The organism is Chromobacterium sp. CCUG 30098 (assembly GCF_059916605.1).
In genome coordinates this window covers 112,885-125,405 of record NZ_JAUCGS010000011.1, presented here as the reverse complement: position 1 = coordinate 125,405, position 12,521 = coordinate 112,885, and the positions used below count along the sequence as shown (strand labels likewise).

The following is a 12,521-nucleotide window of genomic DNA, read 5'->3' as shown; positions in this document are numbered from 1 at the left end:
GGGCGCTACAGCGTGGAAGCGGGCTTGGCGGGCTATCGACGGTTGTTGGGCTTGCCGGCGGAGTGAAGGCGGCTTAGGCGGCGGAACCGGCAAGAGCAGTAGCAAGCAGTAAATCGTAGTGCGTGATGACACAAATAATTATTAAAAGTTAATGTGATTGAGGGGTTTTGATAAGAGAGGATAGGGGTATGCCGCTTCTGTATATTGCAATTGTGTTATTCATGGCAGTAAATAGACCTGACTTGATTTATGGACGGCGGGTGGGCGAGTTGGGTAGTTTATGGGTGTTAAAGCTGGGGGCTGTGTTCTTCAGCATATTATTTTTCTTGTACGCTGTCAGATATGGTGTGACGCTAGATGAGCCCTCTGTTGGATGGTTTTGCCTTTGGTGCGCTTATTATCTGAGGCTGCGTGTGGTATCGGTCTTGCCGCAGGGCTTGCCTTGGCAGCAGCTGCTCATGCAGTACCAGTTGTTCGGTCTACGTTTCAATTCTTGGTTGGGGCGTCTGGTTATATTATTGGATGGCGCGGGTGCTTGCTTGATATTGAGGCAGATGTGCGCATTATGGGTGTAAATAAAGGATGGTAGGGGTGATATGGGAGCGTTGATCTTGTCGTTTGAGTTGTTTTTGTTTTTTAAGCTAATGCAACGGTTAGTTGAATTGGATGGCTATCTTGCTCTGCATCGTCAGTTTCCGCGCATGACCTGGTTTTTTCTGGCAGAGCCGGTGGCGGATGTGCTGGAAAATAGAAGCCGACTCTTTTATCGGGGCCTCTCCTGGTTTTTTGCGATGCTGCTGCTGTTGTTAGTAGTGATGCCAAGCCCAGGCTCTGAATCAACGGATTGGCGTGAGTTTTTTATTGGCAGCGTTGGCATGGTTTTATATTTCTTTTATCGTGCCAATCCCTACTTGCAGAGAATATATAAGTGGAGCCATGAGTAGTTAAATGGTTTTACGGGGAAAGTGTAAGAGTAATGTTGAAATTCAGATGGCTGTATTACGGGTTTGGTGCATCGACAGTGTTCTTGTTTTCACTAGGCTTGGGTTTGTCGTGGCTTAAAGTGGGCGGTGACATTACTCATCGCTTCGTGTCATGTGGTGATGGTATTTTTCATTGGCAGGTGATTTTTTCTCAGCTGTTGCTGTTGGAGTCCATCGTGATGAATGCATTATTCTTTGGGCTGAATGGGCGACTTATCTCAGTAACAAGCTTGTCCAAATCACAGCTATTAATGGGTGCTTCGTTGTGTCTGCTGTTGGTGGGGTTGATCGCGGATGCGGTACTTGGTTATGAGTTTCAATGCGGGTCAATGCTTTACGGTTCAGGGCTGAGGTATGCAACATTCACCTTGGGGATGAATATATTTCATGCTGCGTTATTCTTGTTGTGCTTTCAGGCGTGTGCTTTGGGGAGAGGCTTGAAAGTCGAGTGAGTGAAATGGTTAGCGTGTATTGCATTTTTGCATTGACTTTGAATTAAAAAGAGTTGCTGTCTGATGGTTGGGTGTGCTTGTTTTAGGTTGATGAGTTGTTGTATGAAATTGTGATGAGGGTATTAATAGGGGTGTTGGAAGATGTATTTGAGAAAGTTGAGTCACATCACGGTGATGTTTCTGTGTATTGTAGTGTTTGTCGTGATGCCAGCTAAAATCTTTACTTATGCTGAAGCTATGTTGGATTATAAGCCTCCGAAATTTGAACAGTTAAAACATAGCGAGGGAAAGGTGCAGTGGAAGGGTGGAAGAATAACTAGTGGTACCTCCGGTGTGCTTGTTAATTTGAACTATTTTTTTTGTAGAGTAATAAAGGAGGGGTATTCGTCCTGCTCACCTTGTTACTTTACGAGAAAGTGTGATGCACAAGGAAGGGACGATGTGGCTGATCAATTTGGAAAGCATGTGAAAATAACTTGGTATGAATATGAGAGATTGGGCCGTGTCGTGTTTTCAGTGGAAATGGATGGTGTTGATGTAATCTCATACCAAGACGCTGTAGTTAGATATGCGAGCGATGTTGAGCGCGCTAAAGATGGCATTGTTTTCTGTGCACTGTTGTTTGTGCTAGGTGTAGTGATGGCGGTGCTTTATTTCTTAAAGTCAAGATGAAAGTAGGATGTGATTGTTGCGATGAGAGTGCTAATTGCAAAGTTTTCAGGTGCTCAATATTGCTTGCATTTGATTCTGGGTTTGGTGATTAAGGTTGTGAATGAAGCGGCGCTGTTGGAAAAGTTGTTGGTGCTTTATGCAGTAAAATTAGAGCTCGCTTAAAAATGGCTAAATAATGTTGGTCATGATTTTTTGATGCTTTACCTCGAATGATTGTTTTAAAGATACATAGTTATTTCAAGTGTGATAGAAAAGTAACTTATTTTTCGCTTTGGAGTTGGTTATGCCTAATGGTTATGATGGTTTTGGTGTTGTGCTTTCAAATGTATTTTTAAAACATTTTTTTAAGGTGATGTTTTTCTTGAATATTGTATTGACTGGTATAGGATCTGTCCTTGCTATTCACTATGGCGAGAGTGCGTGTTTAGAGCAGTATGGTGTGACGCCAGCAATCATCTACTCAAGTTCAGTTGTGCTAGTTTTGAATGTGGTGATTTGTGTTTTTTATTTCTCATATTTTAGAGTAGCGGGTAGGTTGCCACTAGGGAGAGTTGGCATGACTCACTTGCTTGCCGTGATGTTTATTACAGTTTTGGTGGCATCGCCTTTTTTCAAAGGGACGATTAGTTGCCCTGCTAGGCTGATGCAGCATGGTAGTGCTGTGATTTTTATTGAGTTTGTTATTCTTGAGCAAGTATTTTTATTTTGTTTTTTTGCGACTATGGTCGCTTTCTCGTGTGTTGTTAGGAGGACGCGTGGTTGTTTTTAGAAGACCATGTTGTTGACGTGAGTGAGGCTTCTGGAAAGGTTGGTGTAGTGCTTGCTTATTTGCAAGGCTAAATACGATGATATGGCTGCTAAGCAATTTGCAAATAATTCTTGGCAAACTATTTTTAATAAATCTAATTTATTTGATTCATGGCAAATGGGATAAGACTGGGGCTACTTCTTCTTTCGTCAATGAGGTTGCTAAGTTGTCCAGCACTATGGCGGCTAGTAGTGCGGAACGGCAATGGTATGCTGAGAGTTATCTAAGGAGAAGGTGTAATGTATAATTTCAAATCTGCATTAGTTTGTCTTTTGCTTGGCTTGATTATGGATTAGTATGTTGAAAATTATGGCTATAGTGGAATTTTATTTGGATTTCTTTATGCAAATTTTGGTAGTAAAGGTTTTTTTGTGATGGTGATTGTTCTTGCTGTGCTTGCGCTTTTTAAAGGGAGAGAAAACTGAGCGGAATTCTGATTGTATATCAAGGCGGGATGATCGTTGCTGATGGGGCTGTTGCGGCGCAGTGCTGCTATCATTTTTGTTGCCTTTGTTATTCTTGAACAAGCATTTTTTCTTGCTGCTTTGCAGCTATGGTTGCTTTTTCTAGTTTCGTGGGAAGAGTGGAATGTGATGGTGATTAATCATGCGGAGATGATTGGTGTTAGTATGGGTTAATAGGTTTGATTTTAAGAATGAGATGAGTGTTTTGCTGTTTTGATACTGACACGTATCGTTTCTGTTTTGTTTTTTAATGGTTAAAGGTGTTATTTTTTAGGAGGGATTTTATGTTTTTCTTGAAGGTTAATAAAGGTGTTTTTTTTATTTCCAGTTTGATTTTTTTTATTATTTTAGAGTGGTTCTTGTTTGGTGTTGCAGTTTCTAGGTTGTGGTTTTTTAATGTGCCTAGTGTGATCGTTATGTTCTCTGTAGTTGTGTTGAAACTTATAGGGGATGGTGGTGATTTGAGTAAGAGTTTAATCAGATTCCTTGTTTTTCCAATTGTGGGTAAGTGGAAGGAGAGCGCTGGTATTGTTTTGATTGATTTTTTTAGGCTTGTGATGTATTTCTTTTTTGCGGCGATGATTGCTTGGGTTTGCATTCAGGTTTTTGGCGGAATGTGATGATGGAAAATGAAACCCATTGATTGAGAAAAGGCTTTGTCTATCAATGCTGTTTAAGTGCCAATATATACTAGAAGTCATTGATGGATTGGTGATTATTGGATAATGATTTTAATTATGTTGAGGCCTTGTTTGAATATGGTTTTTGAGTTGATGGGAGGGGCTATGAATAGATTGGCAAGCGCACTGCTTATGCTTTTTATTGGTATTTTCTTCTATTGGAGTGCCGAAAGGTCTGGTTATGGTGGCAGCTTCTTTGGGGGACTCTATTCTGCTTTTGGTAGCAAGGTGTTTTTGGTTATTGGAGGGTTGGGGTTTCTGTGGGAAATATTTAGGTCTAGGGAGTAAGGATGTGTTGTTAAGTTTTAGGGTGTGATGTTGTGAGTGAGATGTAAGAGTTGGAAAGTGGCTGATTAGGTGAGGAAGTAATGTGCTATGAGGTACGTCGCTGGAAGGGGGCGACATATATTGTGGTGATAAGTGACTGTTGAGAATAAGCCGAGTGGTGATAATTGTTTTGATTTATTGGTTTGAATATTTGTCTTGTCTGATTCCGAATAGTCATACAAATTAATGTGTGCTTATCCGGAATGAGGGAGCAGGTGTTTGTGTGATGACTTTTGGGAACTTGTCATGTTTGATAGGCATGGTGGTGTCGGTAGAATGCTTTTAAATGCTTTTATGAAGTATTTTTTTAGGGCAATGTTTTTGTTGAATATAGGATTGACCGGCATAGGAGCGTTCTTTACTGTTCACTATGGCGAGAGTGCGTGTTTGGAGCAGTATGGTGTGACGCCAGCAATTATTTACTCAAGTTCAACGGTGCTGATTTTGAATGTGGCGATTTGTGTTTTTTATTTTTCATTATTTAGAGTGGCGGGTAGGTTGCCACTAGGAAAAATTGGTGTGACTCATTTGCTTGCCGCGATGCTCATTACTATCGTGGTGGCATCGCCTTTTCTTAAAGGGGTTGCTGATTGTCCTGCTAAATTGATGCAGCATAGTGGCGCTGTCATTTTTATTGCCTTTGTTATTCTTGAACAAGCATTTTTGTTCTGCTGTTTTGCAACTATGGTTGCTCTTTCTTGTGTTGCAAGAGGAAGATGATCTTTAGATTTGCATTTTTATGATTTTGTGGGTGTGCATTGTTTTTAGGGGGCTGAGGTAGTGTGGCTGTGTTTTTTAACCTTTTCGTTGGTATTAATCTATTTGTTTATGAAGTGTCTGGATGCAGCTGTTTTTTGATTGAGCTCTATTCTGTTTTTGGTGAATGTACGGGCTGAAAATCAATTGATTGGGCGAGGTGTGGTTGTTTGGTTGTGGTTGTGATGTTTTTAAATATTTTTTGATCCTTCTTGGGGGTGCTATGAATAAATGGGCAAGTGCGTTGCTTATTCTTTTTATTGGTGTTTTTTTCTACTGGAGTGCTGAAAGGTCAGGTTATAGTGGTAATTTCTTTGGGGGGCTTTATTCTGCTTTTGGTAGCAAGGTGTTTTTGGTTCTTGGGGGGCTAGGTTTTTTATGGGAAGTACTTAGGCCCAGAAAGTAATGATTTTAGACGGTAATGTTCAAAAAGGAGCTTGTGATGAGTAGAGTAGTTATTGTTTATCAAGGAGGGCTGCTTATTGCTGATGGTGCAGTAGCGGCTCAACACGCAATGGAAAAAGTTGGTGTGTCATTGGTGGATGGAACTGCAATAAGGTTGACACACGATTTAGCAAATAAAAACTCCTGGGTTTTAGATGGTTATTTGAACTCGGATTCGCTGTCTGGGATTCAGAAGAACATTTCAAAAAGTGATGCCAATGCTGTTTCTAGAGATGTGTTATCTAGTGTATTAGGTATGTATGTCACCTATTCTTTAGATAAGGGTGGAGTGCCTCCTCTATGGGCTATTGCAATAGGTTCTGTGACTGAGAAGTTTTATCAGTCTTTATGGGATGAGGCTAACAAGGCAGGGCAATGGTGGGGGCAAAATCTATATGAAAAGGGGTGGGATGGTATTGCCAAAGACCTTTCCCAAGATATTGCCAATGATGAAGGTGGATTTTTTAAAGATGTTAAAGATTTTTTCCGTGACTTTTGGGAAAACAAAGAATGGCTCCCCCAGTCCGTCACCGATTACTGGCGTGATTTTTTCAACAAGGCTAATCACGCTGGCACCTACCGCGTCTACGATCCATTGATCCTTGACCTGGACGGCGATGGCATCGAAACCCTGGCCAGCAACCGCCAGGGCGGCGCGATGTGGGATCACGATGGCGACGGCATCCGCACCGCGTCCGGCTGGGTCAAATCCGATGATGGCTTCCTGGTGCTGGACCGTAACGGCAACGGTCTTATCGACGACGGCTCCGAATTGTTTGGCGACCGAACCAAGCTGGCGAATGGGGAGCTGGCCAAGAATGGCTTTGCCGCGTTGGCGGATCTGGACAGCAATGGCGACGGCAAGGTGGACGCCGCCGACCAAGAGTTCGCCGCATTGCGGGTATGGCGCGACCTGAACGGCGACGGCGTCAGCAGCGCCGACGAGCTGTTCACTCTGGAGCAATTGGGCATCAAGGCTTTGAACACCGGTTTCAGCAATAGCAATCAGGCGCTGAACGGCAATAATGTGCTGGTGCAGCAGGGCTCTTACGTCAAGGCGGATGGCGGCAGCGGCCAGATGGGCGACGTCAATCTGGCGTTCGACCCCTTGCACAGCCGCTATCAAAACCCGGTGGCGCTCAATGACACTCAGAAAGCCTTGCCGACGCTGCAAGGCTATGGTCGTTTGCGCGAATTGCGTGAGGCCGCCGCCTTGTCGCCGGCCTTGGGCGCGCTGTTGACCCAATACCAGCAGGCGGACACCCGCAAACAGCAGATGGATCTGCTGCCGCAGCTGCTGCTGGAGTGGGCGAAGACTGATCCGCAGTGGAGCAATGACGAAGGTTTGTTTTCCACTGTGTGGGCGCCTGCGCCTGATGGATCCACTGCGGTGACGCCGGGTCAGTTGCCCAGTTTGAATTGGAACCTGAACAATGAAACCTTTGACGCTACGCCGCTGAAAATCCTCTATGCCTTCTCCGGCGAACCAATCCAGAAAGTTTATCTGGCCAGCCGCGCAGAGTATGAACGGGTTGTTGCCGCGGCCAATGCTTTGCAAGACCAATTGTTCAAGGCTTTGTTGCCGCAAACCTTGTTGAAGCCCTATCTGGATCAGATTGAATTGAAGTTTGACGGCAAGGGCATTGTGCTGGATTTCGCCAAGGTGGATATCGCAATGGGGCGTCGTATCGACGCCAACTGGCGCGAAGCGATGCTGGACATTAAAGATCTTCAGCAAACGTCCGGGATGCAGGAGTGGAATTGGCGTCAGCACTTGAGCCATCTGGCGGCGAGTAGCGGTTATTCCGATGAGTTCATGCGCACCGCCAGCGCATTGTGGCAAATCAATATCGCTACTGGGGAGGGGCAGGTTAATGGCAGCAACGGTAATGACTGGATGATAGGCAGTGCCGGGCAGGATCTGCTCAAAGGCGGTAACGGCAGCGACTTGCTGGAGGGCGGTGACGGCGATGACACGCTGATTGGCGGTGAAGGCGGCAGCTTGCGTTATGAGGGCGATACCCTGCGTGGCGGCGCCGGCAACGATGTGCTGACGGCGGCCTGGAACGGCTACAACAACACGTTGGAAGGCGGAGCCGGCAACGATACGCTGAGCGGCAGTTACGGTCGTGACGTGTATCTGTTCAATCTGGGCGATGGCCAGGATGAGATCACCGACAATGCGCAGTACCTCCGCAATGAGGTTGACGCGGAGTATATGGACGAACTGCGCTTCGGCGCCGGCATTCGGCAGGAGGACGTCAAGACGGTTCAGGACGGCAACGATCTGATCTTCCAGGTGGGTAGTGGCGGCGACAGCGTGCGGGTGAAGAACTGGTTTGCCGACAAGGCGTTCTGGATAGAGCGGGTGATCTTCGCCGACGGCAGCGAATGGAATGCGCGGCAGATCACCTATGAGCAGGTGCTGGCGGGCGGTAGCGGCAACGATGCCTTGTCGGTGGTGGCCTACTCTAACGGTGTGCTGAAAGGCGGGGCTGGCGATGATGTGCTGATTGGCTGGCAAGGCAGCGACACGCTGCAGGGCGGCGCGGGCAATGATCTGCTCAAGGGTGGTAACGGCAGCGACCTGCTGGAAGGCGGTGACGGCGACGACACGCTGATTGGCGGTGAAGGCGGCAGCTTGCGTTATGAGGGCGATACCCTGCGCGGCGGAGCCGGCAACGATGTGTTGGCGGCGGCGTGGAACGGCTACAACAACACGCTGGAAGGCGGCGCCGGCAACGATACGCTGAGCGGCAGTTACGGCCGTGACGTATATCTGTTCAATCTGGGCGATGGCCAGGACGAGATAACCGACAATGCGCAGTACTTTCGCAATGAGGTTGACTCGGACTACCTGGACGAACTGCGTTTCGGCGCCGGCATCCGGCAGGAAGACGTCAAGACGGTCAAGGACGGCGATGATCTGATCTTCCAGGTAGGCAGTGGCGGCGACAGCGTGCGGGTAAAGAACTGGTTTGCCGACAAGGCGTACTGGATAGAGCGGGTGATCTTCGCGGACGGCAGCGAATGGAATGCGCGGCAGATCACCTATGAACAGGTGCTGGCGGGCGGCAGCGGCAACGATGCCTTGTCGGTGGTGGCCTACTCTAACGGTGTGCTGAAAGGCGGGGCTGGCGATGATGTGCTGATTGGCTGGCAAGGCAGCGACACGCTGCAGGGCGGCGCGGGCAATGATCTGCTCAAGGGTGGTAACGGCAGCGACCTGCTGGAAGGCGGTGACGGCGACGACACGCTGATTGGCGGTGAAGGCGGCAGCTTGCGTTATGAGGGCGATACCCTGCGCGGCGGAGCCGGCAACGATGTGTTGGCGGCGGCGTGGAACGGCTACAACAACACGCTGGAAGGCGGCGCCGGCAACGATACGCTGAGCGGCAGTTACGGCCGTGACGTATATCTGTTCAATCTGGGCGATGGCCAGGACGAGATAACCGACAATGCGCAGTACTTTCGCAATGAGGTTGACTCGGACTACCTGGACGAACTGCGTTTCGGCGCCGGCATCCGGCAGGAAGACGTCAAGACGGTCAAGGACGGCGATGATCTGATCTTCCAGGTAGGCAGTGGCGGCGACAGCGTGCGGGTAAAGAACTGGTTTGCCGACAAGGCGTACTGGATAGAGCGGGTGATCTTCGCCGACGGCAGCGAATGGAATGCGCGGCAGCTCACCTATGACCGGGTGCTGGCGGGCGGCAGCGGCAACGATGCCTTGTCGGTGGTGGCCTACTCCAACGGTGTGCTGAAAGGTGGCGCTGGCGATGATGTGCTGATTGGTTGGCAAGGCAGCGACACGCTGCAGGGCGGCGCGGGCAACGATCTGCTCAAAGGCGGCAACGGCAGCGATGTGCTGGAAGGCGGCGACGGCGACGACACCTTGATTGGCGGTGAGGGCGGCAGCTTGCGTTATGAGGGCGATACCTTGCGCGGCGGTGCCGGCAACGATGTGCTGGTGGCGGCGTGGAACGGCTACAACAACACGCTGGAAGGCGGAGCTGGCAACGATACGCTGAGCGGCAGTTACGGCCGTGACGTATATCTGTTCAATTTGGGCGATGGCCAGGACGAGATCACCGACAATGCGCAGTACTTCCGCAATGAGGTTGACGCGGACTATATGGACGAACTGCGCTTCGGTTCCGGCATCAACTCCGATCAGCTCTGGTTCCGCCGTAGCGGCGATAGCCTGGAGTTGTCCGTTATCGGTTCGGATGACAAGGTGACGGTCAATCACTGGTTTGCCGACAAGGCCTACCAGATCGAGTTGATCAAGACCGGTGATGGCAAGACGCTGGCGGCCAGCCAGGTACTGGCCTTGGTGGACGCGATGGCGGCCTTCAATCCGCCGGCTGGCGGGCAGTCCGCTTTGCCGGCGGACTACCAAGCCAGCTTGCAGCCGGTATTGGCCAGCAGCTGGCATTGAGCCGATCCGGCGTTGACGGCGAGCCGGCCCTGCAGGGCCGGCTTTTTCATGTGCTCAAGACAGCGCGCCCTCCTGGCGCAGCACTTGTTCCAGCGCGGCGAAGCAGGCGGGGTCGATGGCGCTGCCCAGGTGCCGGCGCATGATGTCCAGCGTTTGCGGCGCCGGAGTGGCCGGGTGGTAGGGGCGTTCCGCGTTGATGGCGTCGAAGATGTCCGCGGCGGTGATGATGCGGGTTTCCAGCGCGATGGCGTCGCCGGACAGGCCGCGCGGGTAGCCGCCGCCGTCCGGGCGCTCGTGGTGGGCGCCGGCCACCCAGGCCAGTTCGGCGAAGTGTTCGATGCGGCCCAGGATGGCTTCGGTGTAAGCGGCGTGGCGTTTGACCGCCTCCCATTCGTCCGCCTCCAGCTTGCCGGGCTTGTCCAGTATGGTGTTGCTGACGCCCAGCTTGCCCACGTCGTGCAGGAGCGCGCCGCGTTTCAGCCAGCGTCGCCGTTCCTGGCCCAGCTCCAGTTCCGCGGCGATCTGGTCGGCGTAATGGCCCACTCTTTGGCTGTGGCCGGCGGTGAACGGGCTTTTGGAATCCACCACCTGGCCGAAACCCTCGGCGATCTCGTCCAGATAGTCCTCGTCCAGCGGCACCGCGTATTGGGCCGGCTCCAGCCTCAGCACCGCCTGGTCGATGTCGTCGGCCTCCAGCTGCCGCCAGAAGTCCGGCCGGGCGCCTACGCGGCGGAAGGCGGCCACCAGTTCCGGGTCGAACCAGCCGCCGGCGCGGCGCAGCGCCTGGTCCAGCGCCGCCTGGCGGCCGTGGGTGATGTGGAACACGTCGATCACCTGGGCCAGCAGCGCGATGCGCGAATTCAGCGGAATGGCGTCGCCGCGCAGCCCCAGCGGCCGGCCGGAGCCGTCCCAGTGTTCGTCCAGCGATTGGATGCCTCGCGCCACGCTTTCATTGAAGCGCAGCTGGCGGGCGATGTCGGCGCCGCGGTGGCAACGGGTGTTGATCAGCTCGTCCGCCATTGCTCGGCCGTGGCGCAGCACCTTGAGGATGGACACCGCGCGCCGCGTCCAGCCCGCGCTGTGGGTGCCGGTGTTCTTGAACACAAAGCCCAGCAGCTGCGGCAGGCCGGCGCCCACTTGCTTGAAGTCCTGCTTGAAGCTGCGGTCGTCGGTTTGGTAGAGCTCACAGATGCGCGCCGCGTTGCTGCTGCAGCCCAGGTCCTTGAGCAGGATGGCGTAATACAAATCCCATAGCTGCTGCGGCGGCAGGCCTATGCTTTGGCCGATATGCATGCCTATCCAGCAGCTGCGAATGCCGTGGCCTTCCGGCTGGCCTTCGGTGATGTCCAGCGCGTAGCTTAGCGAGCTGATCAGTTCGGACAGCTTCAGGGTGGCGGCCATGGGCGCTCCACGGAATTGAGGCGGGTAGGGAGACGGCGGGAACCTGCTTGGCTCCGCTCACGCCATATTGCAGAGAGCCAGGGACAAGGCGCGCAAACGCAGGCCGTGCATCAACGGCGAATCGTCGCAACGCGGCCTCTTTGTGAGCGGCCCCATCTTCTTTATCCTCGGCGGAGCGCGCTTTTTCAATCTCGCCGCGCCGGCGCGCGTTCACGGCTCAGCCGCGCGATGGCGTCCACCAGCCGCGCTTCAATGTCCTGGTCCAGCGGCAAGCGTTCGCTGGCCAGTTCCGCCAGCCGCGGATGGGCGCCCACCTGCACCGAGTGGCCGGCGTCCAGGAACATGCTGACGTCGTTGCTGTCGTTGCCGAAGCAGATCAGCTCCTCGGCGGCGATGCCGCATTGGCGCAGCGCGGCCATCTTGCTGACGCCGGCGGCGGTGATATCGAAGATCTGTTCGTCGGAATGGTGGTGCAGCTCCACGCCGGCGTGGGCATCCAGCTCCCGGCGCAGGCCGGGCACGTCGGCGCAGGCGGTGATCAGCAGCTTGGCCGGCTGGCGGATGTCTTCGGCGCCGACATGGCTGGCCAGTTTGCCGGGGTCCACCTTGTTGAGGAAGGGGTGGCTGGCGTCGCCGTTGTAGTGGTAGTTCCAGCTCAGGTCCACCAGATAGGACGCGGCGAAGCGTTGCGCCAGTTGGGTGACGTCGGCGAACACCGGGTCCGGGATGGGGTTCAGCCGGTGCAACTGGCCTTGCCGATGGCTCATCGCGCCGTTGGCGCCGATGATCAGCACATCGTGGAAGCGAGCATCCAGCAAGGGCAGGATGTCGCGGTAGGGGCGGGCGGAAGCAAAGCCCAACTGGTGGCCGTGCCGGCGCAGGCTGTCCAGCGCGTCCTGGATGGCCGGGCTGATGGTCCTGCCGTTGAAGCAAATGGTGCCGTCGATATCAAAGATAAAGTGCATGAAGTCTCGCTGCGGGAAGGTGGCGGCGGCGGGTTTTTAGCGCCGTTTTATGATGTTTGTATTCTAACTGTCTTGGCAACTAGGGTGAAGCCGCCGCGCTGAATCGAATGCCTCCGGACTTGTCTGCG

At 52.1% G+C, this 12,521-nt stretch carries 11 protein-coding genes; 9 read left to right on the top strand and 2 right to left on the bottom strand.

From position 1 onward, the window contains the following. The first annotated feature begins 188 nt into the window (after positions 1 to 188). From QUG03_RS20695 to QUG03_RS20655, 9 genes are all read left to right on the top strand, one after another. Positions 189 to 575 (top strand): hypothetical protein, encoded by a 387-nt coding sequence (locus QUG03_RS20695; protein ID WP_500820865.1) that lies wholly within the window; start codon positions 189 to 191, stop codon positions 573 to 575. 21 nt (positions 576 to 596) lie between these two features. Continuing rightward, entirely contained in the window at positions 597 to 944 is a 348-nt protein-coding gene (locus QUG03_RS20690; RefSeq protein ID WP_500820864.1) for a hypothetical protein, read from the top strand. Between the two features lie 32 nt (positions 945 to 976). After that, positions 977 to 1,435 carry a hypothetical protein gene (locus tag QUG03_RS20685; protein WP_500820863.1) on the top strand — a complete coding sequence of 153 codons (459 nt, stop codon included), beginning with the start codon at positions 977 to 979 and terminating at the stop codon, positions 1,433 to 1,435. 141 nt (positions 1,436 to 1,576) lie between these two features. Beyond that, a complete protein-coding gene (locus QUG03_RS20680; RefSeq protein WP_500820862.1) occupies positions 1,577 to 2,107 on the top strand; it encodes a hypothetical protein in 531 nt (176 codons plus the stop codon). A 283-nt stretch (positions 2,108 to 2,390) separates the two neighbouring features. After that, positions 2,391 to 2,876 (top strand): hypothetical protein, encoded by a 486-nt coding sequence (locus QUG03_RS20675; protein WP_500820860.1) that lies wholly within the window; start codon positions 2,391 to 2,393, stop codon positions 2,874 to 2,876. A 500-nt stretch (positions 2,877 to 3,376) separates the two neighbouring features. Continuing rightward, positions 3,377 to 3,553 carry a hypothetical protein gene (locus QUG03_RS20670; protein WP_500820858.1) on the top strand — a complete coding sequence of 59 codons (177 nt, stop codon included), beginning with the start codon at positions 3,377 to 3,379 and terminating at the stop codon, positions 3,551 to 3,553. Positions 3,554 to 3,663: 110 nt separating this feature from the next. After that, positions 3,664 to 3,999 (top strand): hypothetical protein, encoded by a 336-nt coding sequence (locus tag QUG03_RS20665; protein WP_500820857.1) that lies wholly within the window; start codon positions 3,664 to 3,666, stop codon positions 3,997 to 3,999. A gap of 633 nt (positions 4,000 to 4,632) precedes the next feature. Further along, positions 4,633 to 5,106 carry a hypothetical protein gene (locus tag QUG03_RS20660; RefSeq protein WP_500820856.1) on the top strand — a complete coding sequence of 158 codons (474 nt, stop codon included), beginning with the start codon at positions 4,633 to 4,635 and terminating at the stop codon, positions 5,104 to 5,106. Between the two features lie 478 nt (positions 5,107 to 5,584). Further along, on the top strand, positions 5,585 to 10,027 hold the full coding sequence (locus QUG03_RS20655; protein WP_500820855.1) for an SPM autocatalytic domain-containing protein: 4,443 nt from the start codon (positions 5,585 to 5,587) through the stop codon (positions 10,025 to 10,027). A 54-nt stretch (positions 10,028 to 10,081) separates the two neighbouring features. On the opposite strand, the gene QUG03_RS20650 is transcribed toward QUG03_RS20655, so the two are convergent. After that, complete coding sequence (locus QUG03_RS20650) at positions 10,082 to 11,428, bottom strand: HD-GYP domain-containing protein (RefSeq protein WP_500820854.1); 1,347 nt, start codon at positions 11,426 to 11,428, stop codon at positions 10,082 to 10,084. Positions 11,429 to 11,613: 185 nt separating this feature from the next. Further along, positions 11,614 to 12,393, bottom strand: a complete 780-nt coding sequence (locus QUG03_RS20645) for an HAD-IIB family hydrolase (RefSeq protein ID WP_488878492.1) — start codon at positions 12,391 to 12,393, stop codon at positions 11,614 to 11,616. Between the last annotated feature and the right edge of the window lie 128 nt (positions 12,394 to 12,521).